Annotated in this window: 30 protein-coding genes; 1 reads left to right on the top strand and 29 read right to left on the bottom strand. The window is 70.1% G+C overall.

What is annotated here, in order from left to right; genetic code table 11:
- Positions 1-32 precede the first annotated feature (32 nt).
- On the top strand, positions 33-938 hold the full coding sequence (locus HNR11_RS07310) for an SGNH/GDSL hydrolase family protein (RefSeq protein WP_343050612.1): 906 nt from the start codon (positions 33-35) through the stop codon (positions 936-938).
- A gap of 2 nt (positions 939-940) precedes the next feature.
- Here HNR11_RS07310 and csrA read toward each other — a convergent pair whose 3' ends face one another.
- From csrA to HNR11_RS07165, 29 genes are all read right to left on the bottom strand, one after another.
- Positions 941-1,318 (bottom strand): carbon storage regulator CsrA, encoded by a 378-nt coding sequence (csrA, locus tag HNR11_RS14185; RefSeq protein ID WP_179441747.1) that lies wholly within the window; start codon positions 1,316-1,318, stop codon positions 941-943.
- Positions 1,312-2,376 (bottom strand): hypothetical protein, encoded by a 1,065-nt coding sequence (locus HNR11_RS07300; RefSeq protein WP_179441746.1) that lies wholly within the window; start codon positions 2,374-2,376, stop codon positions 1,312-1,314. The genes csrA and HNR11_RS07300 overlap by 7 nt, the downstream gene beginning before the upstream one ends.
- A complete protein-coding gene (locus HNR11_RS07295; protein WP_246310573.1) occupies positions 2,351-4,345 on the bottom strand; it encodes a flagellar biosynthesis protein FlhA in 1,995 nt (664 codons plus the stop codon). Before HNR11_RS07295 ends, HNR11_RS07300 begins: the two co-directional genes overlap by 26 nt.
- A 53-nt stretch (positions 4,346-4,398) precedes the next feature.
- Positions 4,399-5,517, bottom strand: coding sequence for an EscU/YscU/HrcU family type III secretion system export apparatus switch protein (locus HNR11_RS07290; protein ID WP_179441744.1), 1,119 nt, complete (start codon positions 5,515-5,517; stop codon positions 4,399-4,401).
- Complete coding sequence (locus HNR11_RS07285; RefSeq protein ID WP_343050611.1) at positions 5,517-6,275, bottom strand: flagellar biosynthetic protein FliR; 759 nt, start codon at positions 6,273-6,275, stop codon at positions 5,517-5,519. Before HNR11_RS07285 ends, HNR11_RS07290 begins: the two co-directional genes overlap by 1 nt.
- A 1-nt stretch (position 6,276) precedes the next feature.
- Entirely contained in the window at positions 6,277-6,552 is a 276-nt protein-coding gene (gene fliQ / locus HNR11_RS07280) for a flagellar biosynthesis protein FliQ (protein ID WP_179441743.1), read from the bottom strand.
- A gap of 2 nt (positions 6,553-6,554) precedes the next feature.
- Positions 6,555-7,355, bottom strand: coding sequence for a flagellar type III secretion system pore protein FliP (gene fliP, locus HNR11_RS07275; RefSeq protein WP_179442913.1), 801 nt, complete (start codon positions 7,353-7,355; stop codon positions 6,555-6,557).
- Between the two features lie 98 nt (positions 7,356-7,453).
- Entirely contained in the window at positions 7,454-7,828 is a 375-nt protein-coding gene (fliO, locus tag HNR11_RS07270; RefSeq protein ID WP_179441742.1) for a flagellar biosynthetic protein FliO, read from the bottom strand.
- Positions 7,829-8,728 carry a flagellar motor switch protein FliN gene (gene fliN / locus HNR11_RS07265; protein WP_179441741.1) on the bottom strand — a complete coding sequence of 300 codons (900 nt, stop codon included), beginning with the start codon at positions 8,726-8,728 and terminating at the stop codon, positions 7,829-7,831.
- Positions 8,725-9,639 carry a flagellar motor switch protein FliM gene (locus tag HNR11_RS07260; protein WP_179442912.1) on the bottom strand — a complete coding sequence of 305 codons (915 nt, stop codon included), beginning with the start codon at positions 9,637-9,639 and terminating at the stop codon, positions 8,725-8,727. The genes fliN and HNR11_RS07260 overlap by 4 nt, the downstream gene beginning before the upstream one ends.
- Before the next feature lie 93 nt (positions 9,640-9,732).
- Positions 9,733-10,638, bottom strand: coding sequence for an OmpA/MotB family protein (locus tag HNR11_RS07255; protein WP_343050610.1), 906 nt, complete (start codon positions 10,636-10,638; stop codon positions 9,733-9,735).
- Positions 10,635-11,474, bottom strand: coding sequence for a motility protein A (locus HNR11_RS07250; protein ID WP_179441740.1), 840 nt, complete (start codon positions 11,472-11,474; stop codon positions 10,635-10,637). Before HNR11_RS07250 ends, HNR11_RS07255 begins: the two co-directional genes overlap by 4 nt.
- A complete protein-coding gene (locus HNR11_RS07245) occupies positions 11,474-11,725 on the bottom strand; it encodes a flagellar FlbD family protein (protein WP_179441739.1) in 252 nt (83 codons plus the stop codon). The genes HNR11_RS07250 and HNR11_RS07245 overlap by 1 nt, the downstream gene beginning before the upstream one ends.
- A 67-nt stretch (positions 11,726-11,792) precedes the next feature.
- On the bottom strand, positions 11,793-12,962 hold the full coding sequence (locus tag HNR11_RS07240; protein ID WP_179441738.1) for a flagellar hook protein FlgE: 1,170 nt from the start codon (positions 12,960-12,962) through the stop codon (positions 11,793-11,795).
- A gap of 77 nt (positions 12,963-13,039) precedes the next feature.
- Positions 13,040-13,546 carry a flagellar hook capping FlgD N-terminal domain-containing protein gene (locus HNR11_RS07235; RefSeq protein WP_179441737.1) on the bottom strand — a complete coding sequence of 169 codons (507 nt, stop codon included), beginning with the start codon at positions 13,544-13,546 and terminating at the stop codon, positions 13,040-13,042.
- 79 nt (positions 13,547-13,625) lie between these two features.
- Positions 13,626-15,014 carry a flagellar hook-length control protein FliK gene (gene fliK, locus HNR11_RS07230; protein ID WP_179441736.1) on the bottom strand — a complete coding sequence of 463 codons (1,389 nt, stop codon included), beginning with the start codon at positions 15,012-15,014 and terminating at the stop codon, positions 13,626-13,628.
- The gene (locus HNR11_RS07225; protein WP_179441735.1) at positions 15,011-15,853 is read right to left on the bottom strand and encodes a C40 family peptidase; all 843 of its coding nucleotides are present in this window, start codon (positions 15,851-15,853) and stop codon (positions 15,011-15,013) included. Before HNR11_RS07225 ends, fliK begins: the two co-directional genes overlap by 4 nt.
- Entirely contained in the window at positions 15,850-16,275 is a 426-nt protein-coding gene (locus tag HNR11_RS07220) for a flagellar export protein FliJ (RefSeq protein ID WP_179441734.1), read from the bottom strand. The genes HNR11_RS07225 and HNR11_RS07220 overlap by 4 nt, the downstream gene beginning before the upstream one ends.
- Positions 16,272-17,624, bottom strand: coding sequence for a FliI/YscN family ATPase (locus HNR11_RS07215; RefSeq protein WP_179441733.1), 1,353 nt, complete (start codon positions 17,622-17,624; stop codon positions 16,272-16,274). Before HNR11_RS07215 ends, HNR11_RS07220 begins: the two co-directional genes overlap by 4 nt.
- Complete coding sequence (locus HNR11_RS07210; protein WP_179441732.1) at positions 17,621-18,274, bottom strand: FliH/SctL family protein; 654 nt, start codon at positions 18,272-18,274, stop codon at positions 17,621-17,623. Before HNR11_RS07210 ends, HNR11_RS07215 begins: the two co-directional genes overlap by 4 nt.
- A complete protein-coding gene (fliG, locus tag HNR11_RS07205; RefSeq protein WP_179441731.1) occupies positions 18,264-19,295 on the bottom strand; it encodes a flagellar motor switch protein FliG in 1,032 nt (343 codons plus the stop codon). Before fliG ends, HNR11_RS07210 begins: the two co-directional genes overlap by 11 nt.
- Positions 19,292-20,962, bottom strand: coding sequence for a flagellar basal-body MS-ring/collar protein FliF (fliF, locus tag HNR11_RS07200; RefSeq protein ID WP_179441730.1), 1,671 nt, complete (start codon positions 20,960-20,962; stop codon positions 19,292-19,294). The genes fliG and fliF overlap by 4 nt, the downstream gene beginning before the upstream one ends.
- Positions 20,962-21,300 (bottom strand): flagellar hook-basal body complex protein FliE, encoded by a 339-nt coding sequence (fliE, locus tag HNR11_RS07195; protein ID WP_246310351.1) that lies wholly within the window; start codon positions 21,298-21,300, stop codon positions 20,962-20,964. Before fliE ends, fliF begins: the two co-directional genes overlap by 1 nt.
- A complete protein-coding gene (locus HNR11_RS07190; RefSeq protein WP_179441729.1) occupies positions 21,297-21,692 on the bottom strand; it encodes a flagellar basal body rod protein FlgC in 396 nt (131 codons plus the stop codon). Before HNR11_RS07190 ends, fliE begins: the two co-directional genes overlap by 4 nt.
- Positions 21,692-22,033: a flagellar basal body rod protein FlgB gene (locus tag HNR11_RS07185; protein ID WP_179441728.1), complete on the bottom strand. Its 342-nt coding sequence runs from the start codon at positions 22,031-22,033 to the stop codon at positions 21,692-21,694. The genes HNR11_RS07190 and HNR11_RS07185 overlap by 1 nt, the downstream gene beginning before the upstream one ends.
- Positions 22,034-22,159: 126 nt before the next feature.
- Complete coding sequence (locus HNR11_RS07180) at positions 22,160-22,444, bottom strand: hypothetical protein (protein WP_179441727.1); 285 nt, start codon at positions 22,442-22,444, stop codon at positions 22,160-22,162.
- Between the two features lie 28 nt (positions 22,445-22,472).
- The gene (gene fliS, locus HNR11_RS07175; RefSeq protein ID WP_179441726.1) at positions 22,473-22,997 is read right to left on the bottom strand and encodes a flagellar export chaperone FliS; all 525 of its coding nucleotides are present in this window, start codon (positions 22,995-22,997) and stop codon (positions 22,473-22,475) included.
- Between the two features lie 21 nt (positions 22,998-23,018).
- Positions 23,019-24,338 carry a flagellar filament capping protein FliD gene (gene fliD / locus HNR11_RS07170; protein ID WP_179441725.1) on the bottom strand — a complete coding sequence of 440 codons (1,320 nt, stop codon included), beginning with the start codon at positions 24,336-24,338 and terminating at the stop codon, positions 23,019-23,021.
- A gap of 216 nt (positions 24,339-24,554) precedes the next feature.
- Positions 24,555-25,394, bottom strand: coding sequence for a flagellin N-terminal helical domain-containing protein (locus tag HNR11_RS07165; RefSeq protein WP_218849664.1), 840 nt, complete (start codon positions 25,392-25,394; stop codon positions 24,555-24,557).
- Positions 25,395-25,448: the final 54 nt, after the last annotated feature.

Raw genomic sequence — 25,448 nt, 5'->3', positions numbered from 1 at the left:
GCCCGGAGGGGGTCGTCGGCGAGAATGGAGAGGTGAACGACACCGAAGACCTCCACAATGCCGAAGACCTCCTCGAGACCCCCGACCGGCCCGCAGAAGAGGGACCGGACACCCCGCGGCACCCCTGGACCCGCTATGTGGCGCTGGGGGACTCCTTCACCGAGGGCATCGGGGACCCAGATGAGACCCGGCCGGGGTACCACCGCGGGTGGGCCGACCGGGTGGCTGAGGAGCTCGCGATCGGCGCGGCCACCGTGGCAGGGGCACCGAAGTTCTCCTACGCCAACCTGGCGGTGCGCGGGAAGCTCATCGGCCAGATCCGGGACGAGCAGATCGCGCCGGCCCTTCAGCTGCGCCCAGATCTGATCACGCTGTGCGCCGGCGGCAACGACGTCATCCGGCCCGGCGGCGACCCCGATGAGACGGCCCGGGTCCTGGACACCATGGTGCAGATCCTGAGCACCACCGGCGCCACCATCGTGCTCTTCAACGGCCCCGACGTCCGGGAGACCCCCGTGGTCGGATCGATCCGCGGCAAGGTCGCGATCTTCAACGAGAACGTGCGCACCATCGCGGCCCGGCATGACGCCCTGGTGGCTGACATGTGGTCGCTGCGCGAGCTCACCCGCCCCGAGATGTGGGATGAGGACCGGCTGCACTTCTCCGCCCTGGGTCATCACACGATCGCCCGGATGGTCCTGGAGACGATGAACGTCAAGCATGACCTGCAGCCCCTGGAGCCGCGGCCGGTGCCGCAGCGGACCTGGCGCGCGGCCCGGGTGGACGACGCCGTGTGGGCCCGTCATCACCTGTTCCCCTGGGTGGTGCGCAGGCTGCGTGGCCGCTCCTCCGGGGACGGGATCCACGCGAAGCGGCCCAACTTCGAGCCGCTCTTCGGCGGGTCCATGCCGCCGGGCGGCGGCACGATCGACGCCTGAGCTCAGCTCCGGGGCGCGGGGTTCGTGTGGTCCGGGCCGGCGGGGCCGGAACGCTGATCGTCGCCGGCGGGAGCACCGGGACTGGGCTCGCGGCCGGCCTCGGGGTCCGCAGCGGAAGCGGCGTCGTCGTTGGGCGCAGACTCGCCGTTGGACGCGCCGAAGAGCGCCTTCAGCGCGGTCTCGGCCTCTGGGCTCGCGGCCCGGGCTGCCTGCAGGTTGGTCTCGGAGACCGTGAGCAGCACTTCCCGGCGCTGGACCTTGACGTCCCGCGGGGCGTCGATGCCGATCTTGATGCCATCGCCGCGCACCTCGAGCACGGTGACCACCACCTCATCACCGATGAGGAGCTGTTCGCCGACCTTCCGGGTGAGCACTAACACGGCTTCATCCTAACCGAGACCGGCCAGCCCAGCTGGTGTCCGGTCTCCGGGCTCAGCGTCTCCTCGGCCCCGGTCAGCAGCAGAGCGTCGATCGGGCGGCTGCGGTCCACGAGGTCCAGCCAGTGCCGGAGGTCCTCGGGTTTCCGGCGCAGGTCCACCGCCGCCCAGAGCTGATCGGATTCACTCACCAGAGGTGGTGCCACCGCCCGCTGCTCGGTGCTGCTGGGGAACCGCAGCGCGGTGGTGGCCAGCACCGGCACCTGGGTCGCCACCGCCTGGGCACGGGCTGCCAGCACCGCCTGCCGGGCGTCTCGCAGCGATCGGCCAGCCAGATCGTTGCCGTCCACGAGCAGCGGGTCCCCCAAGGTCCCGAGGTCCGCCGCTGCCGTGAACGCGGCCAGCGCCTCCGCAGGATCCACCCCCAGACAGGCGATCACGATCAGCGACCCGGGGGCCCGCAGCGGCGACGGGGCCTGGGCCGGTTCCCCGGACCCCGCAGACGCCACGGCCGGCGCTCCGAGTGTTGCTGCGGGTGTTGGCGCTCCCGGAGGAGCCGGGATCGCGGCGTGGGTCTGCAGCGACCCCGCACTGCGCGGCGACGGGGATAACGGCGGCGGTGCGCTGGTGCCGCTGGGCTGCCGGGAGGCGAGCCACAGCTCATCCATCATCCGGGCGAAATCTTCCTCCAGGTCCTCTTCCTGAGCGTGGGACCCCTGCACTTCCTGTCGTCGATGCTGTTCCAGGGCTCGACGACGCCGCCGCGAGTCCACCGCGGGGACCCCGCCCTCGGGGCTCGCCGACCTCGCACCGGTGCTCGCCGGCCTCTCCTGACCCGGCCCCGCCTCGATGACACCCGATGCCGAGATCACCGTGTCCCGCGGGTCGCACGGGACCTCCACGACAGCCTCGAAGTGTTCCCGCGCCAAGAAGCCACCGATGCCGCCCTGCAGAATCCTCTCCGCGGAGACGATCCGGGCCTGCGGACCGTACTCGGCGAGCGCCTGGGCTCCGAGCCGCGCCAGGGACCTGCCCTTAAGGACGTATCTGTTCGGTTCCACGCACCACTCCTACGGTCTCGATCTCGGCGCCCCCGGAGGAGGCCTCCTGATATGACAGCACCGGCAGTCCACCGGCCTGCGGCGCGACCAGGCGTCGCACTGCCGGGCGCAGCGCGGGGGCGCAGACCAGCACCGGGTGCTGCCCGCGCGATTCCGCCTCGGCCACGGAGTCCCGCACCGAGGTGTGGATGGCCTGGATGCGACTGGCTTCGAGCAGGATCTGCGCGCCCCCCTCAGCGGGACGAAGCCCCTCCAGCATGGACTGCTCCAGCTCTGGGTCGATCATGACCACGCGCAGCCGGCCCTCTTGGAGATGCTTCGCGGCGATGGCCGGCCCCAGCGCGGACCGGGCGGCCTCGATGAGTCCCTCGGGTTCGGTGGAGACCTTCCCGCGCAGCGCGAGCGCCTCGTAGATCCGCTGCAGATCATTGATCGGCACCTGTTCCTCCAAGAGCCCCTGCAGCACCCGCTGCACCTCCGCCAGGGTCAGCACCGAGGGGACCAGCTCCTCGACCGCTGCGGGGTTGAGCTCCTTCACCGCGTCGGTGAGCACCCGCACGTCCTCCCGGGTGAGCAGCCGCGCGGCGTTGTTCTGGATCACCGTGGAGAGATGGGTGACCACCACCGAGACCCGGTCGATGGTCATCGCCCCGCTCATCTCGGCACTGTGCCGAAGCTCCGCGGGCACCCACTTCCCGGAGAGTCCGAACACCGGCTCCTCCACGGTGGGCCCGGGAAGCGTGCCGAGCTGGTCCCCCAGTGCCAGGATCTTCCCGCGAGGGATCTGACCCCGGCCGATCTCGACCCCCGCGACCCGGATCGCATAACTCGCCGGCGGCAGCTCCACGCTGTCACGGGTGCGCACCGGCGGGACCAGGATGCCCAGCTCCAGGGCGATCCGTTTGCGCAGCGCCTTGACCCGGGCCAGCAGATCGTCGCCTCCCCCGCCCACGATGTCCACCACATCGGGAGCGAGCTGGATCTCCAGCGTGTGGACCCGCATGTGCTCGATCAGGTCCTCGGTGGTCTCGGCGGGACGCGTGGCCTGCTCCGCCTCCTGCTCGGCGTCGCGCCGCGCCTCAGCCTGCGCGGTGGTGCGCATCCGGTAGCCGAGCAGGATCAGCACGACGCCGACACCCATGAACGGCAGCTTCGGCATCCCGGCGATCAGCCCCAGGCAGATCGCCGCCGCCCCGGCGACGAACAGGGCGGTCTGTGACTGCACCAGCTGCGAGGAGGCCGAAGACCCCATATCGGACTCGGCGTTGGACCGGGTCACGATCATGCCGGTGGACACTGCCATCAGCAGCGAGGGGATCATGGTCGCCAGGCCGTCGCCGATGGTCAGCAGGGAATAGGTGTTCACGGCTTCCCCGGCCGCCATCTGGTGCGAGAGCATCCCGATGACGATGCCACCGACCAGGTTGATCAGCGTGATCACCACACCGGCGATCGCGTCCCCCTTGACGAACTTCGAGGCCCCGTCCATGGCGCCGTAGAAGTCGGCCTCCGCGGCGACCTCCGCGCGGCGCTCCCGGGCCTGGGCGTCGGTGAGCTGACCGGCGTTGAGGTCGGCGTCGATCGCCATCTGCTTGCCCGGCATCGCGTCCAGGGTGAACCGCGCACCGACCTCCGCGACCCGCTCGGCGCCCTTGGTGACCACCACGAACTGAATCACGACCAGGATCAGGAACACCACGCAGCCGATGATCAGGCTGCCGCCCACCGCGATGGTGCCGAAGGCTCCGATCACCTCCCCGGCGTAGCCGTTGCCCAGCACCAGCCGGGTCGAGGCGACATTGAGTCCCAGCCGCAGCAGCGTCATGACCAGCAGCAGCGAGGGGAAGACCGAAAAGTCCAGCGGCTTCTTCACGAACATGGTGGTCATCAGCACCAGGATCGCCAGCAGGATGTTGACTGCGATCAGCGCGTCCAGCAGCCCGGCGGGGATCGGGATGACCAGGAGCATCACGATCGCGACGACCCCCAGCGGGACGGCGACCTTGGAGAGGCTGTTCAGTTTCACGGGTGATTCTCCTTGGTCCCGGCGGGGGGCTGACGGCGGGCGGCGGGCACGGTGTGCACCCCGGAGGCGCCCCCGCGTTCCTTGAGCTGCATGACGAAGGCGAGCACCTGCGCGACCTGGGTGAAGAGCTCCACCGGGACCTCCGAACCGAGGGAGCATTCCGCGTGCAGGGCACGCGCCAGGCTGATGTCGCGCACCATCGGCACCCGATGCGTGGCGGCCTCTTCGCGCAGTCGCAGCGCGATGTTGTCCGTGCCCAGGGCCACCACCTTCGGTGCGGCGAACCCCGGCTGGTAGGACAGGGCCACCGCGACGTGGGTCGGGTTCACGATCATGACGTCGGCGTCGCCCACGGCGGCGATCATCCGGTTCCGGCTCATCTCCAGCTGCCGGCTGCGACGCTGCTGCCGGACCAGCGGGTCGCCGTCGGTCTTCTTGTGCTCATCCTTGACCTCTTGCTTGGTCATCCTGGTGTGCTTGCGGTTGCGCCGGGCGACCACCAGCAGGTCCACCACGGCGAGACCGACCCCGGCCAGGATGGAGGCCTGCAGCAGCGAGACGGTCCCGGAGCCGGCGGCGCTGAGCAGGGATGAGAGCGGCAGCAGCCCCGTGCTGAGCAGCAGCGGCATCAGCGAGTTGATCACGAACCACAGCATCACCCCGACCACCACGGTCTTCAGCAGCGCCTTGAGCCCCTGCCATAGCGCCTGCAGGCCGAAGGTGCGCTTGAGTCCCTTCACCGGGTCCAGGTGCTCGGCCTTCAGCGCGAACTTGCGGAACCGGACCCCGCCCTGGAGCACCGCGCCTGCCATCACGGCCACCACGACGGCTGCCAGCATCGGCCCCAGGGTGAGCAGCATCGAGGTGAAGGCCTCCCCGAGCGTGGTCACCGCCAGGACCGGGTCGGGGGCCGCGATCACGGCCCGCACCGAGCCCAGCTGCTGTGCACCGGCCTCCCGGCCGATCTCGAGCACCCAGGGCATGGTCGCCGCGGCAGCCCCGATCCCCAGCCACGCGGTCAGATCCTGCGAGCGCGAGAGCTTGCCCTTCTCGCGCACCTCCTTCATCCGCTGCGCGGTGGCCTGCTCTGTCCGTTCCCCTGTGGGCTCCGACATCAGAACACCCCCGTGAAGGAGCTCAGGGCGGACTGGACCAGCGTGGACACCGCGGCCGGGAGCACCACGAACACGGCGCCGGCAAGAGTCAGCGTGAGGAAGATCTTCAGCGGGAAGCCCAGTGAGAAGGCGTTCAGCGCCGGGGCCACCCGGGTGAGCAGTCCCAGTCCGGCGTCGGCGAGGAACAGCACCACCAGCAGCGGGCCGGCGATCTGCACGGCGGCCATGAACATCTCGGTGATCCCATCGACCGCGTTCGCCGCGACCCCGCTGAGGCTGATCTCGGCTCCCAGCGGCAGCGCGTCGAAGGAGCGGAAGAGCCCGGCCAGGATCAGCTGATACCCGTCCGAGGCCACCAGCAGCGCGATCGCCGCGAAGTGGAAGAGCCGGGTGAACTGCGCCCCGTTGATCTGGGACCCGGGGTCGAAGGCCATGGCCAGCTGGAACCCGCCGAAGAGATCGATCAGCCCGCCGGCGGACTGCACGGCGGCGAAGAGCAGCATCACCAGGAAACCCAGCGCGGCGCCGGCGAGGATCTCCAGCAGCAGCGCCGCGATGAAGCCCCCGGTGTCCAGGGGAACATAGTCGGCGACGGCGCGCGGGGCCACCACCAGCGCCAGCGCGGCCCCCATGGCGGCACGGATCCGCATCGGCACCGACCCGTGGGAGAAGGGAGGGGCGATGACGATGAACGCGGTGACCCGCACAGCCGCCAGCGCGGTGGCCTCCAGCCAGGTCAGCGGCAGCGAGAACTCCACCTCAACCGCCCCCGAGCAGCGCGGGTATCCGCTCGAAGAGGGTGTGGGTGAAGGTCACGATCTCAGCGATCATCCAATGCCCGCAGACCACCAGAGCGATGCCCACGGCGAGCGCCTTGGGCACGAAGGACAGCGTGATCTCCTGGATCTGGGTCATCGACTGGAACAGCGAGATCGCGAACCCGACCACCAGGGAGGTGATGAGCACCGGGGCCGCCAGCTTCGCGGCGACCACCAGCCCGGCGAGACCGATGTCGAGCACCGCATTGGTATCCACGGCTATCCGCCTCCCGTGTAGCTGCCGACCAGAGCCGTGATGATCAGTCCCCAGCCGTCGACCAGGATGAAGAGCAGGATCTTGAACGGCAGCGAGATCATCACCGGCGGCAGCATCATCATGCCCATGGACATCAGCGCCGAGGCCACGACCAGGTCGATGACCAGGAAGGGCACGAAGATCACGAAGCCGATGATGAAGGCGGCGCGCAGCTCCGAGATCATGAACGCAGGGATCAGGGTGGTCAGCGGCACGTCTTCGGGGGTCGCCGGGTTCGCCAGATCCGCGGCCCGGGTCATCAGCGCGATGTCCTCTTCCCGGGTGTGGGCGAGCATGAACTGGCGCAGCGGCTCCGAGCCGGCCTCCAGCGCCTCGGTGAAGGTCAGACCGCCGTCGGTGTAGGGCTGGACGGCGACCTCGTTGATCTCGGTGAGCACCGGGGACATGATGAACAGCGAGAGGAACAGCGCCAGGCCGGCGAGCACCTGGTTCGGGGGGATCGAGGGCAGCGAGAGCGCATTGCGGGTCAGCGCGAGCACCACGAAGATCTTCGTGAAGGAGCTCATCATCAGCAGCAGCGCCGGCGCCACCGAGAGCAGGGTGAGCGCGATCAGCGTGACCACAGCGGAGCTGGGCGTGCCGTCGGGTCCGTTGATCTCCACGGAGAGGCCGCCGCCGTCCTCGGCCGGTTCCCCGTCCGAGGCTTCGTCCTCATCCCGACCGGGGGCTGGTGCGGGCTCCCCCGGGACGGGCGGCTCAGGCGGGTCCACAGTGCTGGCTGCGACGGGGCCCGCGGTGAGCATGAGTCCCAGCAGCACTGCGGTGAGCACCAGCAGCAGGATCCCTGCGGATCGGCCCGGTCGGCTCAGGTGCAGCCTGGGCCGACCCGACACGAGTGCGGTCACCGGTTCTGGTCCTGGATCGGCTTGCCCTGTGCCAGGGCGATGGCGGAGCGCAGCTTCTGTTCAAACCCTCGTCCCGGTCCGGCCTCCGGCGGCGCCCCGTGGACCTCGGGCAGCGCTGGCTTCTCGGGAGCCGGGTAGGTCTCGAGCAGGGTCACCGCCTGCTCGGCCACGCCCAGGACATAGCGTCGGTCATCGATCTCCACCACGGCCACGGAGGACTTCTGCCCCAGCGCCTGGCGCCCGATCAGTGACACGGCCTGCGGGCTCGCGGAACGGCCCCGACCGGCGAAGCGTCGGTTGAGATACCAGATCAGGCCCAGCACCGCGGCGAGGGAGACCGCGACCCGCAGCAGGAGGAAGAAGCTGTCCACTCAGGTCAGGCCTTCCGCGGAGTCCAGGATCCTGGTGATGCGCACCCCATAGTCCTGGTCCATCACCACCACTTCACCCTGGGCGATGAGCCGGCCGTTCAGGCGCACATCAGCGGGGGCCCCGGCGTTGCGGTCCAGTTCGATCACGGCTCCGGGCTCCAGACCCAGGACCTCCCGGACCGAGACGCGGGTGCGCCCGATCTCCACGGTCAGCGCCATCTGGACGTTGTTGAGCCGGCTCAGCCGGGAGGTGACGTCCTCCTCGGAGTGCTGCCGCGGCGTCGTCGCACCCGGGCCGTGTCCCGGGCGGCGGGAGGGATCCAGCGGCCCTGTGGATCCGAGACCGGCCGGGCGCACCGAATCCGTTCCGTGATCCCCGGGGCCCTCCGCGCGCAGTCGCAGCGCGAACCAGCCGATCACCCGGTCGGCGGCGACCAGCTGGAAGAGTCCGGTCTGCGGGTCGCGAAGCAGCGGCTCCGCAGCAGAGGTCGGGGCCGTGGAGAGCACCCCGGTGCCCAGCACCCCGGTGGCGGCCTCGAAGGCTGGGCGCAGCACATCGTCGAGGGAGACCAGGGCCGGGTCCAGGGCGGCGGCGTCTCCGAGCACGTCCGGGTCCACATGCACTGCGGCCTCGGCGGAGAGCCCGCCCACGAAGCTGACCACGGCGAGATCCCCGGCGCCGGTGAGCGTCGTGGCCTCGGGCCGCCCGGTGGAGCCAGAGCCCGCCGCGGCCTCCCCGCGGGCATCCGGGAACCGGCGGGCGCTGACCGGCAGGCTCACCGGCAGGGCCGCGCTGAGCGCCTCGGCGGCGGCATCCTGCAGCGCCGGATGCTGCCCGGCGGAGGAGTCCTGTGCCGTAGCGAACTGCTGGGCGGGGAGCGGGGACTGAGTGGAGGTCATGACTGGCTCTCTTCGGTGGAGACGACGACGGCGGCGATCCGCCCCGAGTGGGTTCCCGCGGCCGCGGTGCCGAGGCGCTGACCATCGACGCTGAGGTGCAGCGGACGATGTGCGGGATGCGGCAGGCGCAGCACATCGCCGACCGCCAGGTTCAGGATCTGCGCCGGGGTGACCTGCGCATCGGTGATGCCCAGCGCCAGCTGCAGCGAGACCTGGGGCAGGTGCTCGCGCAGCAGATCGGCCGCATGGTCCTCCACCTGCACCGGGCTCCCCTCGCCCAGCTGCGGGAGCACCGCCTCCCCAGGCAGCGCCACGGTGGCCCGCACCGTCCGCTCCCCGACACGGATGGAGAATACGGCGGTGAGCATCAGGTCAGACTTCGCGGCGGCCTGGGCGAACTGCGCGTTGTAGTGGATCGCGTCGACGGCGATCGAGGTGGGCAGCATCCCGCCGAGCGAGTAGTGCAGATCCTCCAGCGTCTCGGTGATCAGGTTTCGCACCAGCGTCTGTTCGATCCGGGTGAGCTTGCGTTCCGGGACGTCCACCGGGTGTGGGCTGCCCAGGATGTGGGAGACCCAGTTCAGGGCGCCCGCCGCGGGGAACTGGAAGACCGCCCGGGCCTGCATCCCCTCGAGGGTGCACAGCACCATGGTGGTGGTCGCAGGCAGGCTGGCCACGTAGTCGTCGTAGGTCTGCATGGTCACGGATTCCAGGCCCACTTGGGACATGATGCGGACTCGTGCGGTCAGCTGGGTGCCCCACTGCCTCGCGAAGGTCTCGAACGCCAGCTCCAGGGTGCGCGAATACTCCCGGGAGAGCGTGGTGGGACGCCGAAAGTCATAGAGCGCCGGTTCGCGACCTGGCTCCAGGGCGCGCGCAGGCACCACTGAACCTGCGGCGGGGGTGAGCATAGGGGGCACGCCGGGCACTATCGGACCCTGTCAGCCAGGCGTTAGCGTCGCGATGAAGAATCTTCGGCGCCGCCGGTGCACCCGGTTCTGCGGCTACACCTCGGCGCCGGACCCCGAGAGCTGCGGGAGCAGCTCCCGGATCGCCTCGGGCTCATCCGAGAGCACGGTGACATCGACCCGGCGGTTCAGCCAGAGCTTGTCATCGACCGGGTGGGCGTCTCCGTAGCCCACCGAGATGATCCGGGTGCCCTCCACTCCCCCGACCTCCACCAGTTCACGCAGCACCCCGGTGGCCCGGCTGGCGGAAAGCTCCCAGTTGGTGGGGTAGGGCTCCACCGGACGGCGCACATCGGCGTGACCGCCGATCTCCAGGAACCGGTCCGTGGGCGCCAGGACCGGGGCGATGGCCTCGATCACCTCCTGGCCGTCACCGGTGAGCCGGGCGCTGTTGGGCTCGAAGAAGGTCTCCGCGCCGATGAGTCTGACGGTGAGCCCGCGCTCGTCCAGGACGAACTGGGCGCTTCCCTCATGGCCGGTCTCGCGCAGCCGGCCCTCGAGCTGCCGCTGGAGCTCACGCAGGTCCTCGATCTCATGCTGGGCGGCCGCGAGCTGATCCGTCTGGACCGCCTCCTCAGGCTGCCCCTGCGATCCCTGCGGCCCCGTGGTGACCTCGGTGAACTCGCCCTGCTCCCCGACGTTGCCCGGGGGCACCACGATGCCGGAGGCGGTGTCCACGGTCTCGCTGGAGGCGACCCCGAAGCCGGTGGCCAGCGAGCTGCGCAGCTCCTCGTATTTGTCCTGATCAACCGTGGACATCGCGTAGAGCACGATGAACAGACACATCAGCACGGTGACCATGTCCATATAGGAGGCCATCCAGCGTTCGTCCCCGCCGCCGTGACCCTCCCCCGATCCGCCGCCATGAGCGCCGCGGCGCCGCCGGGTTCGCGTGCCTGCGGCGGAGGCCCCGCCCGCGGACCGGGCTGACCGGCCGCTCACAGTGCCTCGTGGACGTCTCGCGGGTCGCCTGCCCCGGCTGACCCTGCCGGCTGCCCGGGGCTGGCCTTCCCGGCGTCGGTCCCGCGCAGCTCATGGGCGGGCACCATGGAGCGCAGCCGCTCCCCGAGGAGGATCGGCTGGCTGCCTTCCTGGATGGCCAGCAGGCCCTCCATGGTCAGCTCCATATAGTCCTGCTCGATGCGAGCCAGGCGTGCCAGCCGGGCGCCGATGGGAAGCCAGATGAAGTTCGCCGAGACCAGGCCCCAGAGGGTCGCCACGAACGCGGCCGCGATCATGTGCCCGAGCTCGTCGGGCTGGGAGAGGTTCTCCAGCACGTGGGTCAGTGAGACCACGGTGCCGATGATCCCCACTGTCGGGGCATAGCCGCCCATGGAGGTGTAGAACTTCGAGGCGACCTGCGCCGAGGCATCGGCGGTGGCGATGTCATCCTCGAGCTGCCCTCGCAGCGAGTCCCCGTCCACACCGTCGGCCATGGACTGCAGCCCGCGGGCCAGGAACGGGTCCTCGTTGGTCTGCGCCCGTGCCTCCAGCGCCAGCAGGCCGTCGCTGCGCGCCACCTCGGCCAGGGAGACCAGCTCCTCGATGCGTTCCGCGGCGGTGGGGATCCTGCCCTTGAACGCCTTGGGCAGCGCCTTCGCGGAGAACAGCGCATCGCGCAGCGTCCCGCCGGCCACCGCCACCGCGATGGTGCCGAAGAAGACCAGGATCATCGGCGCCGGCAGCATGATCGAGCTGACGTGCGCGCCTTCGAGGAAGAGCATGGCGAACATGGCCGCGAAGGCCAGCAGCAGCCCGAGCAGAGTTGCGGGATCCATCAGATGCTCCTCGGTGGCGGCGCGGCAGGTTCTGTGGACGCCGTCGCGGCGGGTTCCACCCGTGAGGCCCCGGCGACCACCCGAGCCCGGAAACCAGCGATCAGTTCGATGACCTGCTCCATGGGCTCGAGCACCACATAGCGGGCCCCGTTGACCATCAGCAGCACCGTGTCAGGGTGCTCCTGGATACGTTCGATCAAGTCGGGGTTCACCGCGAAGCGGGTCCCGTTGAGCCTGGTCACGGCGATCATCGACACGTCCTTTCAGCTTCTACTGTCGACGGTCCGCCGGGATCCGTTAGCCGCAGCCCGCAGAGCATCAGCGCTTGAGGTTCGTCAGCTCCTGGAGCACCTCATCGCTGGTGGTGATGATCCGGGCGTTCGCCTGGAAGCCGCGCTGGGCCACGATCAGGTTGGTGAACTCCTGGGAGAGGTCCACGTTGGACATCTCCAGCATGCCCCCGGCCAGCGTGCCGACCCCGGCGGTTCCCGGGGTGAGCAGGCCCATGGCGCCGGAGTTCGCGGTCAGCGCGTAGCCGGAGCTGCCGACCTTCTCCAGCCCGGCCGGGTTGGCGACCTGACCCAGCATGATCTGACCGATCACCTGCTGCGCCCCGTTGCTGAAGCGACCGGTCAGCGCGCCGTCGGCGCCCAGCGTGTAAGTCTGCAGCACCCCGGCGGCGGTGCCGTTCTGCTCGCCGATGGACGCGGTGTCCAGTCCTGCGTAGCCGGTGAGCCCGGAGAGGTCCACGGCGACCCCGCCCACGTTCAGCGTGCCCCCATTGAGCGCGCCGGCGGCGTTCTGGGTCAGCGTCGCGTTGCCGGTGCCGCCCGCGCTGGAACCGTTCACGCCCCAGCCGCTGGCGGTGCGGGTGAAGGTCAGCTGCAAGGTGTCGCTGGAGCCGTCGGCGCGGAAGATCTCCCGGTCCAGGGTTCGGGTCTCCCCGACTGCCGCACCTCGCGGGAGGTTGCCCTGCACGCCGGCCGTGGTGGTGGCCGCACCCGGTGCGGTCAGCCCCAGGGGCAGCACGATGTCCTGCAGCCCGCCTCCTGCGGGAAGCTGCCCGTTGACCGCCATGCGTCCCTGGACGATCCCTCCGTCCGGGCTGACCAGTCGTCCCCGGGCGTCGAAGTCGAAGTTCCCGGCGCGGCTGAGGATCTGCTCGCCGCCCTTCTGCAGGACGAAGAAGCCGTCCCCGGAGATCATCATGTCCGTGGCGCGGCCGGTGGACTGGGCGGATCCCTGGGTGAAGTTCGTCGAGGTGCCAGCCACCTGGACTCCCAGTCCGACCTGGGCCGGGTTCCCGCCGCCCGTCGTGTCAGCGGCGCCGGTGGCTCCCTGGCGCATCTGGGAGAGCGTGTCCTGGAACTGGGTGGTCTGGCCCTTGAATCCAGCGGTGTTCACATTGGCGATGTTGTTGCCGGTGGTGTCGAGCATGGTCTGGTGCGAACGCAGACCGGAGATTCCGGAGTTCAGTGAGCGAAGCATGGGGTGCCTTTCAGGGGTGGGTGGAGTCGGGTCGCGGGCCTCGGGCGGGTCCGTCGGGGCGGTTCATAGGGCGGGGGTCAGTCGCTGGGATCATTCGTCGAGGCTCGGTCGTCGAGGCTCGCAGCGGTCACCGCGGCGATCGATGAGTAGGGGTGGGCGACGCCGTCGATCATCAGCGCGGGCTCTCCCTCACCGAAGGTCACCGAGGTGACCGTCCCGGTGATCGCACCAGCCGAGGGCGTGGCCGCGGTGGTGACCTCCCGACCGATGAGCTCCGCAGCTGCGGTGCGCTGCCCGATCATCAGGGCGGACTGCTGGGACTGGGCCAAGGCGGTGAGCTGCTCCATGGAGGCCAGCTGGGTGGTCTGGGCGATCATGTCATTGGTGTCCATCGGCGAGCTCGGGTCCTGGTTGGTCAGCTGGGTCACCAGAAGCTTCAGGAACACCTCACCGTCCATGGTCTGTTTCAGCTCTCGCTGCCCGGCGGTGGGATCGACGCCGGCCCGGCGCGCCCCGTCGATCAGGGCAGCGTCGATTCCGAGGGGCTGGCCCTGCGTGCTGGGGCCTATCGGGGTGATCGGCATCGGTTCTTCTCCTGCAGTGCCTCGGCGAATAGGTGACGGGTGGGTGGGTGGCTGGTGCACGGGTATCTCGTCGTCGAGCTCATGCGATGACGTCGAGTCGGTCCAGGTACACGGTGCGCCCGCCCGGCAGAGGTGGATCCCCTACCGTCGCGGGCGAAGCGGGGTCGCCCGCGGACGGCTGGGGCGCTTCGTGCTCGGGCACGGGGGATTCTCTGGATCGGGATCCCGGCGGGTCCTGTGGTCGTCCCTGCGCGGGATCACCGTCACCGATGCTCACCTGGGCAGAGCTGAGACCCTGACCAGCGAGATCGCGACGAAGATCGGTGAGCATGGCTCGCAGCGCCTCACGCCCGGGTTCCGCACCGGCAGCGAGCTCGATCCGGATCTGTTCTCCGCTGATGTTCGCTCGCACGGTGACAGGTCCCAGCGCCTCGGGGGCGACGTGCACGGTGAGCACCCGTTCACCCTGGGGTCCGCTGCTCAGCTGCGCGACCGGGCCGGTGAGCTGGAGGTGCAGTGGGGCCGCGGGGCGCTGCGCGGGCGCGGCGAGCCCGCCGGCCGGTGTGATCATGGGTGGTGTCGCCGCTGGGATGGGGACGATCGCAGCGGTCGCGGCGGTCGGCGCAGCTGGTGAGGTCGGTGTAGCTGGAGCTGCTGGTGCAGCCGGTGCGGCTGGAGCTGATGCTGCAGCCGGTGCGGCCGGTGCGGCCTCGGCCCGTTCCACGGCCGGGTGCGACGCCCCGGCGGTCACCGCCGAGACCCCCGTCGCGGGACTGCTCTGGGGTGTCAACTGGGGCATCTTCTGGAGTCTCGTCTCGCGGACTGGCTCGGCGACTTGTTCGCGGACTTGCGCGCGGGCTGGCTCGGAGGCTGGCTCCAATCCGGTCTCGACTCCTGTCTCGGCTCCGGCGGAGCGTCCTGGAAGCAGCGTGGGCAGCAGGTCGACGTCGGAGCTGGGCTCTGGTCTGAGCACCGTCCCGGCCACAGGAGGCGCAGCAGAGTCCTCCGGGGTCCGCGCAGCACCCGCCTCGGCGCGGAGCGTCGAGGCCGGCGCGTTCTGCGCGAGGGACTCCTCCTCCGCTGCGTGGTCTGCAGCTTGGTCTCCGCCGTGGTCTGCCCCGGTGTCCCGGCCAGGGCCTGCTGCCGCATCCCCGGCATCATGCGCGGCCCCTTCCACCCCACCCTCCACCGCGCGGAGGTCTGCTGGGGTCTCACCCTGCTGCGCGCGCTCGAGGTGACCCTGCTGCTGGGCAGGGTCCTGGATGGTGCCGGGGGTCTCCGCAGCCGTCTCCGGACCCGACGGGCGGTTCATGGCGTCACCGAGCAGCTGCGCGAAGCTGTGCTCGGCGCCCACAGAGGCTGCCTGGTGATCCGGGCGCGAGCGTTCCGGCCGCATCCGGGGACCTGGCTTCTCCGCCGAGGCGGGGTCCCATGCCCGGGCAGGCTGGGACAGGGCCTGCCCGATCATCCGCCGGCTCCAGAACGTCCGGTGCTCGACGCGGAACCTCGGGAGGTCTCGAACTGGGTCCGCTGCAGGGCGGCAAGTTCCGCGTCCGAGCCTGATCCAGACCGGCTCGGCGTCGATTCCACGACCCGGCGGATGGTGAGGATGTCGGCGTCGGTCTCGAACATCTCCCGGATCTCCACCTGCTTACCGGGCCGCGGCGCGTGCAGCAGCTTGTTGTCCCCGGCGTAGATGCCGATGTGGTCTCCGTTGCGGGTCACGATGAGATCGCCCGGTCTGGCGTCGGCCAGGGTGGGGATCTCTCGGCCGACCTTGAGCTGGTCATAGGTCACTCGTGGCACGCTGATGCCGAGGTCCTTGAAGACCAGCTGGACCAGCCCCGAGCAGTCGAGCCCCACCCGCGGATCGGTGCCGCCCCACACATAGGGAATCCCCAGGTACTTCTTCGCCTGGGTCACCACATCCTGCCCGTCCACGCCGCCGCCGCTCCGGGTACGCCCAGTGGAGCCCGTGCCTTCGCTTCCCGATCCACGCTGCGTTCCTGCGGCCGGTGCGGCGCTGGGCTCTGCCGGGGCGCTGCGGGTGGCTGGGCTGCGGTCGGGACCGGTGGCCGTGACCGGGGCGGCCGGCGCGCTCCCCCCAGCACCTGGGGCGCTCGGGCCTGTGAGATCACGCAGCAAGGTGTTGAAGTCGGTGGTCTGCGGCGCCGTGGCCAGCTGGCTCGCGGCCACGCTCTGCGCCCCCGCCGGGGACTGCGCGGCGGCTTGCCGGGGCGCACCGCTGACCCGCGCGATGGTGGCTTCGATCTGGCTGACCCGACCGATGACATCGGTGAAGCTCATGCGCTTCGACCTCCCTGATGGCTGCGCTGGGCGGCTTCGTCCAGACGCGACTGCTCGGCGGCGAGTTCGGTGCGTGCCGCGGCAGCCGTGTGCCGGAGCTCCAGCTTCTCCACCATGGCCGCCTCGCGTCGGGCCTGCCGATGCTCCTGCTCAGCCCGGTCCACTTCGCGCTGCAGGTGCGCCTGATGCGCCTGCAGCTCCAGGAGCAGGCCGCGGTTGGAGGCGCGAGAGGCGGCGATCGCCAGCAGGTCCGCCCCCGTGGCCAGGTCCTCCCGCGCAGCCGTGGCGTCCTGCCGGATCGACGCGGACTGCGAGCGGGAGCGGGCCAGGTCCGCATTGGCGACGGCGAGTCTCCCGGCGGCCCCGGCCTCGGTGAGATCGCGCAGCCGTTTGAGCCCGGCGAGCGGGAATCCGCGGGTCATGGCCGCACCGCCCAGCGGTTCACCAGGGTAAAGAGCTCACTCCAGGTCTGGGCGAGCGTGGCATGGTCTGTGACCCCCTGGCGCAGGAACGCCTCGATGGCGCCCTGGTGCTCGACGGCGGCGTCCACCGCGGGGTCCACGCCGCGCTGGTAGGCCCCGACGTCGAGCAGGTCCTGAGCCGCGCGGCGCGCGGCCAGCACCCGGCGCAGCGAGGTCGCCGCTGCGGCCTGTTCCGCGGTGATGACCCGGCTGGCCACACGGGAGATCGACTGGAGCACCTCCACCGGCGGGTAGTGCCCGGCGGTGGCGAGGGCACGATCGAGCACCACATGCCCGTCGAGGATCGAGCGTGCCGCGTCGGCCACGGGTTCGTTGTGGTCATCGCCGTCGACCAGCACGGTGTAGATCCCGGTGATGCTTCCCACCGCGTCGGTGCCGGCGCGCTCCAGCAGCCGAGCCAGCAGCGAGAACGTCGACGGCGGGTATCCCCGCGTCGCCGGGGGCTCTCCGGCGGAGAGCCCGATCTCGCGCTGCGCCATCGCCACCCGGGTCAGCGAGTCCATCATCAGCAGCACATCGAGACCCCCTGCGCGGAAGTGCTCCGCGATCCGGGTCCCGGTGGCCGCGGCGCGCAGCCGCATCTGAGCGGGCTCATCCGAGGTGGCGACCACCACCACCGAACGGGAGAGGCCCTCGGCGCCGAGATCATCCTCCAGGAACTCGCGCACCTCTCGGCCGCGCTCCCCGACCAGGACGATCACGTTGACCGCGGCATCGGTGCCGCGCGCCACCATCGAGAGCAGCGAGGACTTGCCGACCCCGGATCCGGCGAAGAGGCCCATCCGCTGGCCCCGTCCGACCGAGGCCAGCGCATCGACCGAGCGGATGCCGAGCTGGAGGTGTTCGGTGATCCGACGACGGTCCAACGGGTTCGGCGGCGCCTGGTCCGAGGCCACCATCAGGTGCGGACCCAGCGGTCCCTTCCCGTCGAGGGGGCGTCCCAGCCCGTCCAGCACCCGACCGATCAGCCCCTCGCCCACCGGAACCCGCACGGGTCCCGGTCTGCGGCGGACCTCGTCGCCCAGCGCCACCCCATCGAGGGGGGCCAGCGGCATGCAGCGCAGCGTGGTCCCCTCGGCGGCCACGACCTCGGCCGGGACACGTGCGGCTCCGATCTCCAGCAGCGCGCCCACCGGGACGGCGGTGCCTGCGCCCTGGGCCTGGTTTCGGGGCTGCAGGCCGGTGACATCGATGCCCAGTCCGAGGATCCGGCTCACCTGGCCCAGCAGCTCCGGGCGGCCCGCCCGGATCAGCGAAGGGTGTCTCTGGGCCAGCGTGCTGCGGCTCATGAGGCGCCCGCAGCTTCAGCCAGCACGGCGCGGCATCGGCTCAGTGCATGCGTGATCCGCGCGTCCAGGAATCCCTCGGGCAGATCCGCCACGGCGTCGCCGGGGGCCAGCCCGGGGTCCGGGATCACGCGCACTCCGGCGGCCGCCGTGGTCTCTGCCGGCAGCAGCGCCGCTGAGCTCGGGTGCATCCGCACGGCCCGAACCTCCTGGGGCTCCCACCCCTCCAGCGCGCGGGTCAGCGCGGCCCGCGCCGCATGGGGACCGTCGCGCAGCTCGCTGCCCAGGATCGCCTCGGCGAGCTCGAGGCTGGAGTGCAGCAGGGTCGCTTCGGCGTCCTGACGCAGAGCCGCCGCACGGTCGGCAAGGGCCTGCGCCGCCGCGCTGAGCTGCTGCGTCATGGCGTGGACCAGTTCTGCGTCCTGGCTCCGGGAGTGGTCCAGGCGTCGATGCAGCTCCTCGCGTTGGGACCGGGACTGCTCGGAGGCGGCGCGCATGCCGGCGGCGAAGCCTGCTGCGTAGCCCTGGGTCGAGGCTGCGGCGCGGATCGCCTCAGGGGTCGGGGAGGAGGTGCTCGCTGCGCTCACGGACGCGTAGGCACCGAAGCCGACCAGGTGCACCTCGGCGGCCTCGCAGGCGATCTCAGACGACAAGGGTCTCCTCCTCCTCGACGCGTTGGATGCTGATCTCGCCCTGGGCCTCCAGCTCGCGGATCGCACGAACGATGTCGGCCCGAGCCTCATCCACCTGGGAGACCCGCACCGGGCCCAGGGAGCGCATCTCCTGGTCCAGGACCTCGCGGGTGCGCTCGGTGATGTTCTCCTTGATGGTGCGCTCCACGTTCTCCGCGGCACCCTTCAGCGCCAGGGCCAACCGTGTGGCGTCGATCCCGCGCAGCACCCGCTGGACGTCCCGGCGATCGAAGCGCACCAGATCGGCGAAGGTCAGCATCCGGGACTTCACCTCCTCGGCGAGCTCGTGGTTCCGGCTGCTCAGCGAGGCCAGCAGCTCCTTCTCCACGGCCACGCTGGATCGGTTGATGATCTCCACCAGCGGTTCGATCCCGCCCACCGCGGCAAGAGGTGCGCTCGGGGTGACCGAGGCCCCCATCCGGGTCTTGAGCACATCGGCCACGGTGCGCACCGCCTCCGGGGAGGCCGGCCCCATGGTGGCCAGACTCGTGGCGACGTCGGTGCGGCGGGCGGGTTCCACCCCGGCCAGCACGGCCGAGGCGATGTCCGGGCGCAGGTGCGCCAGCACCAGGGCCACGGTCTGGGCCAGCTCGTCATCGAGCAGCACCGCGATCTGCTGCGGATCCACCGACTCGAGGAACTCGAAGGACTTCCCCGCCATGCTGGAGGCCAGCCGGTTCATGACCACCTCGGCCTGTTCGCTGCCGAAGGTGTCGTGGAGCAGGCCGGCGGCGAAGTCGCGTCCACCGCGCGGCAGCGGCGCCCCGCTGGAGATCGCGGCGAACACATCAGAGACCACGTCTTCGGCCACGCTGCGATCGACTCTTCGGAGTCTCACGATCTCGGCGATCACCTCATCGGCCTCGAACTCGGAGAAGTGGCGCAGCACCTCTGAGGCCTGTGAGCGGTCCATCTGCATCAGCACCAGCGCGACCTTCTGGGTGCCGGTGAGCGCCAGCTCATCACTTGGTGTCCCACTCATACCCGGCTCCCCTCCTCCATCAGGGAACGCAGGTGCTCGGCCACGCGCTGCGGATCCTGGGAGGCCAGGGCGTTGAGTTCGGCGCGCTTGCTGCGCGCCTGCTCATTCGGGTCCCAGCCGTCCAAGGCGGAGGCCGGAGTGGCGGCCGAGGCCGGCGCGGTCGCGCGCACCCGCGGGATGGTGGCGGTGGCGTAGTCGCCGACGGATTCGAGCACCCGCTCGCCGGCGTCGTCGGTGGCTTCCAGGGCGGCCATGCCACCGGCGGTGAGCTCCCCGGCCGGGAACGGTTCGCCGAGGTCGACGAGCTCCCTGGATCGGCGGCCGCGCCGCAGGAACAAGATGATGGTCAGTGCCACGAGCAGCAGCAGCACCGCGGCGCCGCCGATGGCCATGGTCTGCAGCCAGGCGGCTCGCCGTTCGGCCTCCTCGGCCGCGGCAGCCTCTGCCAGCGCCTCGGCGGCGGCGTCGGCCTCGGCGGTGCTGAACGGCACCACCGCGACGCTGACCTGGTCACCGCGGTCTTCGTCGATCCCGGCGGCGTCGCTGACCATGGTGGTCAGATCCGCCACGTTGAGCCCGGCCGCGGCAGCCTGGTCGACGGCGACGGAGACGGACTGGGTGGTCAGCTCTCCGGCGGGGATCGAGCGATTCTCGGTGACCTTGTTCACCGCATTGCTGCGGTCGGTCTGTTCCGCGCTGTAGGTGCCTTCCCCGCCCTGGCCCTCAGGGACGGCGATGTTGTCCGGGCCCAGCACCCCGGCGTTGCCGCCTCCGGTGCCGGTGTATTCCTCGGTGCTGGTGGATTCGCTCAGCGCCGGCGCCTCGTCGGGCTCCTCGAAGACCTCTTCCAGGCGTTCTGCGGATTCCATGGAGAGTTCCGCGGCGACCGCGACGGTGGCGTTGCCGCGTCCCACCACGCGGTCCAACATGGTCTGCACCGCGGTGCCCACACGTTCCTCGTAGTCGCTGGCCTGCTGGCTGCCTCCGCCCACGGCCCCGACCCCGACGGCGGAGAGCAGCTGGCCCTCCGCGTCGACCAGTGAGACGTTCTCGGGCTTCAGACCGTCCACCGCCGAGGCCACCAGGTGCACCACGGACTGGATCTGGTCCTCACCGAAGCTCGCTCCGGGGGCCTGCTGCACGAAGATCGAGGCGGTCGGGTCTTGTTGGGAGTCCACGAAGACGGTCTCCTCCGGGATCGCCAAGGTCACCGAGGCCTGCTCCACGGCGTCGATGGCTTCGATGGTGCCCGCCAGCTCACCCTCCAGGGCGCGCTTATAGGTGATCGATTGTTGGAACTCGCTGGAGGTCACCCCCATGTCATCAAGCAGCGAGTAGCCGCCGCGGGTGGCGTTGGGCAGTCCGTCGGCGGCGGCGTTGAGCCGGGCGTCGTAGACCTGAGCCTCGGGGACCATCACCGAGGTCCCACCGGCGGTAAGTTCATAGGGCACGCCTTCGGCGCGCAGCTGCTCCACGATCGCCGAGGCGTCGGCCGGGTCGAGGCCGCTGTAGAGCGGCGCCATCCGGGGTTGGGACATGGCGGTGCTCAGCGCGAAGCCACCGAGCACCAGCACCGCGATGCCGATGATCGCGATGGTCCGCTGCGCCAGAGTGAACTCTCGGATCCGCTGGCCCAGTCGGGCGAGCGGAGCTGGAACCTGCGCCATCAGGCCTGCATCCTCATGATCTCGTTGAACGCCTCGACACCGCGGTTGCGCACCGTGGAGACCATCTCCAGGGCCACAGAGGCTCGGGAGGAAGCCAGGGTGGCTTCATGCATATCGGTCAGGTCACCGGTGAGCGCCTGGACTCCGAGCTCCCGGGAGGTGGACTGCAGCGACTGCACCTCATCCATCGCCGAGCCCAGGGTCGCGGCGAAGGCACCCTCGGGGGCCTGCGCCGGGCGCAGCCCCAGTCCGGGGGTCCCTGCGCCCTGTGCTCCGGTGACGTAGCCGGCGCCGGCGACGCCGCTGACCCCTGCTGGGGGCATGATGGCCTCGATCATCTGTTCTGTCCGATCTGCAGGGCTGCCTGGTAGGTCTCTTTGGCCCGATCCACCACGGCCGCGTTCATCTGATATCCGCGCTGCGCCATGATCAGGCTTCCCATCTGCTCCGCCATGTCGATGTCGGGGTAGCGGACATATCCGTCCTCGTCGGCGAGCGGGTGGTCCGGTTCATGCGCCAGCCGTCCCTCGGCGTCGCCGAAGCTGACTCCGGCCACATGGACCCCCTGACCCGAGGCGTCGGCCTGGGCGGTGACGTAGCGGGCCTGGAAGGCGGCGTCCTCGGTGGATCGCACGGTGTTCACGTTGGCGATGTTGTCCGAGACGGAGTCCAGCCACTTCCGGTGCACCGTCAATGCGGTGCCGGCGATCCCGATCGCATCCATGGACATCAGGTGGTCCTCAGCGCGGTGCGCATGCTGTTGAACTGGCCACCGGCGGCTTGGGCGGCGAACTGGAAGCGCAGCACGGTGTCGATGTTGGCGAGGGTCTCGGTGTCGAGGTTGACGTTGCTGCCATTGAGCCGGGTGGGCTCCAGGGAACGGGCTTCCTCGGCCTGGATCGCTCCGTCGCCGCTGCGCACCGAGGCGGCCAGCGCACCTTCGAAGGAGATCCGGCGTGCCTGGTAGCCCGGGGTGTTCGCATTGGCGATGTTGTCAGCGATGGCGCGCTGGCGCATGGCCAGGGAGTCCAGGGCGCTGGAGAACGCGCGTGAGGTCACGGAATCGAACAATGCTCCCCCTCAGGGCACCTTGAATCGACAGCGGCCGGTCCATGGCCTCAGGGGTCGAGCAATCCATGCTCATCGGGCACTCTCGGCAGCCCGGGTCCTCGCGTTAGCCTCCCGGGAGAAAATTTTCTATCCGCTGGTGTCCAGGTATCGCGCTTCCCCGCCGTCCAGCGGCGGAACCTGCCGCAGGGCGCTGAGCTGGCGGCCGACGTCGGCCTGGCTTGCCCGGGTCCGCTCGCTCGCCTGGGCCAGGAGGTCGAGCACTTCTGCGGCGCGCTCGCGCAGTTCCACCGGCAGCGCTCCACTGAAAACCATCTGGGGAGGCCCCACGGAGGGCTCGGGGAGCTGCTGGGCCCAGGCCTGCAACCGGGTCAGGTAGAGCTCCCAGCGCAGGGTCTCCGCACCGGCACCCACCGGAGCCGCCTCGTCTGGGGTTCTCGGGCTATCCGACACCGAGGACCCCGAGCGGCCGGGCGCCCGCTCCGGTGCCCGGTGCGCTGCGGAGCTGCTGAGCGGGACTGTTGATCTGGGATGCGCCGGTGAACTGGGCAGGGCCGCTGAACTGGGGGGCGCCGGTGGACTGTGCTGCGCCGGTGATCTGGGCCGCCTCGTGCCAGGTGACCCGGAGCGGTTCCAGCAGCTCGATGGCCTGCCGGGTCTTCTCCGGATCTCGCCGGGTGTTCGCGGTGATCAGCAGTCCGGTGCTGAAGCTGTAGAGCGCCTGCAGGTCCCGGGCTCCGGACCAGACCTCGGTGTTCAACGAGCTGGTCAATTCGGCGATGATCGACTGCGCATGGACCAGCTCCTGGGAGGCGTCCTGCCAGCGCTGCTGCTCCTGGGCGTTGAGGGCCCGGTTCAGGTCCAGCAGCAGCCGGTCGTAGAGCATGGTGAGCAGTCTGGCCGGGGAGGCAGAGAGGATCGCCTCGCGGTTGTACTGGGTGCGGGCGCGGTTCGCGTGGTCATACATGTCTGCGGCTCACCGTTCTGTTCAGCGGTTGTTTCGGGCGGAAGAGGCCTGCGGCAGCGCGGCCAGCTGCGAGGAGAGGTAGTCCATCTGAGAGTTCAGGCTCTGCATCTGGACCTCCAGTGCGGCGTAGGTGCGCTCCAGGGTGGCGCGTCGGGCGGCCAGGCGTCCGGTCCACTCCCCCACCTGGTCGGTGAGTCGGGTCGCCAGTCCCTGTTGTCCGGTGATGCGCGCCGTGATCTGCCCGTCGAAACGGTTGGAGAGGTTATCGGCCACGCTGTTGATCCGTCCGGCGAGCTCACCGAGCATGCGCTCCACCGCCGCAGGGTCTGCGGCCAGAGCGGCTGCGAACTTCTCCTGGTCGAGACTGAGCTCCCCGGCCCGACTCAGCGAGATACCGATCTCGGAGGGGGAACGTCCATCGATCGGACGGATCACCGCGTCGGTCATGCGCTGCCCGGCGCTGCGCACCGCGCTGTCTCCGGTGAGCACGCTGGAAGTGGTGCTGCCGTCATTGGCGCTGGTCACCCGGGTGGTGGTGCGAATATGACCCAGCACCGCGTTGACCGAGCCGATCAGGGACTCGGCGGCCGCCGCCGCGCTGGCCGCGTCGCGTTCCACGCTGAGCGTGACCTCGGCGGTGGTGGCTGCGGTGACGCGCACCTGGACACCGGGCATCAGGTCCTGGAAGGAGTTGGTCGCGGAGCGCACCTGCTGCTCGGCTCCGGTGCCCTTCCAGAGCGTGATCCTGGCGTCTTCTCCCGTGCAGGTCACCGTGCTCTCAAGCGTGGTTCCTTGGAGGCTGAACACCCCGGCGGCACCGGTGGAGGCCGCGGAGAGCTGAAGCCGGTGTGCGCCGTCGCCGGCGGGGACCTTCACGGCGCTCACTCCGGCACCTGCGCTGTTGATCGCTCGGACGATGTCATCGAGGCTCGAGGAGTCCGCGGTGATGGCGGTGCTGGTTCCGTCCGCGGCCAGGATGCTGAATTCTGGGCTGTCCCACGCCTGGATCGGTGCGGTGACCACGGTGTGGCGCACGGCGGTGTTCTCCACGGTGAAGCTCAAGGTTCCGGCGGAGCCGGCAGAGCTGACTGTTGCGGAGACCGAGGGATCGCTGGACTGGGCGCTGAAGGCCCGGAGCGCCGCCGGCTTGGCCAGCTCCGCGGAGCGTTCCGCCGTGGCGGCGATGCGGGTGTTCAGTCCCTGCAGGGCCGAGACCACGCTGTTGGTCTTGGTGGCCTGCCGCTGCAGAAGCTGCTGCGGGATGGCCTCGACCTGCATGAGGCTGTCGATCAGGGCTGCAGAGTCCAGCCCACTGGCCAGACCGGGGAGCGCTAGAGACACGGGAGGACTCCTGAAGATCAAGGTGGGCAGGTGGCGGGGCAGCGGGGCAGCCGGTGAGGGCTGGCAAGGCTGGGAAGAGGCGGTGTGGCTGGGAGTCGATGTGGCCGGGGCGTTCCGTCCCGGGGTGCCGCCGAGGCGTTATCCCCGACGCGGGCGACCCGGCCACATCAGATCGGCGATGTGCCGATCACTTCATCCTCACGGTGGAGGAGTCGATCAGCCCAGCAGCTGCAGGACGCCCTGGTTGGCCTGGTTGGCCTGCGCCAGCATGGCGGTGCCGGCCTGGGACAGGATGTTCGAGCGGGTGAAGTTGGCCATCTCCGCGGCCATGTCAACGTCGCGGATCCGGGACTCTGCCGCGGAGAGGTTCTCCCGCGACACGTTGAGCGAGTTGATCGCGGATTCGAACCGGTTCTGCGAAGCACCCAGGTCCGAACGTGCCGAGGAGACAGCCGAGATCTGGTCATCGATCGTTCCGATGGCATCAAGACGGGCAGTAGCGGCGGCATCATCTTCGCCGGTGATGGTCAGCCCCTGAATGGCTGTCGCTACTGCGCTGACATCCATCAGCGAGACGGAGAGCTGATCGTTGCTGGTCGCGCCGGCGCCGATCTGGAAGGTCAACGACTCGTTCGTCCCGTTCAGCAGTGAGATCTTGTTGAAGTTCGTCACTTCCGCGATGCGGCCAAGTTCCTCGCCGAGCGCCGTGAGCTCAGTCTGGATCGCCGCGCGGGCCTCCGGGTTGTTCGAGTCGTTGCCCGACTGGACCGTCAGGTCACGTGCGCGCTGCAGGATGGAATGCACCTCGGTGAGGGCACCTTCTGCGGTCTGGATCACCGAGATTCCGTCCTGGGCGTTCCGGGCTGCCACGCCCATGCCGTTGACCTGGGAGCGAAGCCCCTCTGAGATGGCCAGGCCGGCGGCGTCGTCGGCTGCTCGGTTGATCCGCAGGCCCGAGGAGAGCTTCTCCAGGGACTTGGAGAGGTCGTTCTGAGTGTTGGAGAGGTTGCGGTGAGCGTTGAGCGCCGCGACGTTGGTGTTGATCTGCATACCCATGAGATTTCCTCCGTGAAAGTGGGTGTGTATCTGTTGCGGGTCCATCCATGGACT

It is taken from the genome of Nesterenkonia sandarakina (assembly GCF_013410215.1).
GTDB classification, from domain to species: Bacteria; Actinomycetota; Actinomycetes; order Actinomycetales; family Micrococcaceae; genus Nesterenkonia; species Nesterenkonia sandarakina.
The sequence above is the reverse complement of the archived record's forward strand: the minus strand, read 5'-3'. Positions and strand labels throughout refer to the sequence as shown.

Bases quoted from the DNA above. Each gene is read 5' to 3' on its own strand.
- HNR11_RS07260 (WP_179442912.1), bottom strand. From the start codon at position 9,639: ATGCTCACCCCCGCCGCAGGTTCAGTGGTGCCTGCGCGCGCCCTGGAG.
- HNR11_RS07290 (WP_179441744.1), bottom strand. From the start codon at position 5,517: ATGTCGGAGCCCACAGGGGAACGGACAGAGCAGGCCACCGCGCAGCGG.
- HNR11_RS07190 (WP_179441729.1), bottom strand. From the start codon at position 21,692: ATGTCCATGGATGCGATCGGGATCGCCGGCACCGCATTGACGGTGCAC.
- fliN (WP_179441741.1), bottom strand. From the start codon at position 8,728: ATGACCTCCACTCAGTCCCCGCTCCCCGCCCAGCAGTTCGCTACGGCA.
- fliF (WP_179441730.1), bottom strand. From the start codon at position 20,962: ATGGCGCAGGTTCCAGCTCCGCTCGCCCGACTGGGCCAGCGGATCCGA.
- fliP (WP_179442913.1), bottom strand. From the start codon at position 7,355: ATGCTCACCGCGGGCCCCGTCGCAGCCAGCACTGTGGACCCGCCTGAG.
- HNR11_RS07225 (WP_179441735.1), bottom strand. From the start codon at position 15,853: ATGAGCTTCACCGATGTCATCGGTCGGGTCAGCCAGATCGAAGCCACC.
- fliK (WP_179441736.1), bottom strand. From the start codon at position 15,014: ATGATCGGGCAGGCCCTGTCCCAGCCTGCCCGGGCATGGGACCCCGCC.
- HNR11_RS07215 (WP_179441733.1), bottom strand. From the start codon at position 17,624: ATGAGCCGCAGCACGCTGGCCCAGAGACACCCTTCGCTGATCCGGGCG.
- HNR11_RS07295 (WP_246310573.1), bottom strand. From the start codon at position 4,345: ATGCTCCTGGTCATCCCGATCCCCGCCGGGCTGCTGGACGCGCTGATC.
- HNR11_RS07220 (WP_179441734.1), bottom strand. From the start codon at position 16,275: ATGACCCGCGGATTCCCGCTCGCCGGGCTCAAACGGCTGCGCGATCTC.
- fliG (WP_179441731.1), bottom strand. From the start codon at position 19,295: ATGAGTGGGACACCAAGTGATGAGCTGGCGCTCACCGGCACCCAGAAG.
- HNR11_RS07250 (WP_179441740.1), bottom strand. From the start codon at position 11,474: ATGGATCCCGCAACTCTGCTCGGGCTGCTGCTGGCCTTCGCGGCCATG.
- HNR11_RS07240 (WP_179441738.1), bottom strand. From the start codon at position 12,962: ATGCTTCGCTCACTGAACTCCGGAATCTCCGGTCTGCGTTCGCACCAG.
- fliE (WP_246310351.1), bottom strand. From the start codon at position 21,300: ATGATCGAGGCCATCATGCCCCCAGCAGGGGTCAGCGGCGTCGCCGGC.
- fliS (WP_179441726.1), bottom strand. From the start codon at position 22,997: ATGTATGACCACGCGAACCGCGCCCGCACCCAGTACAACCGCGAGGCG.
- HNR11_RS07235 (WP_179441737.1), bottom strand. From the start codon at position 13,546: ATGCCGATCACCCCGATAGGCCCCAGCACGCAGGGCCAGCCCCTCGGA.
- HNR11_RS07245 (WP_179441739.1), bottom strand. From the start codon at position 11,725: ATGATCGCCGTGACCAGGCTCAACGGGACCCGCTTCGCGGTGAACCCC.
- HNR11_RS07165 (WP_218849664.1), bottom strand. From the start codon at position 25,394: ATGGGTATGCAGATCAACACCAACGTCGCGGCGCTCAACGCTCACCGC.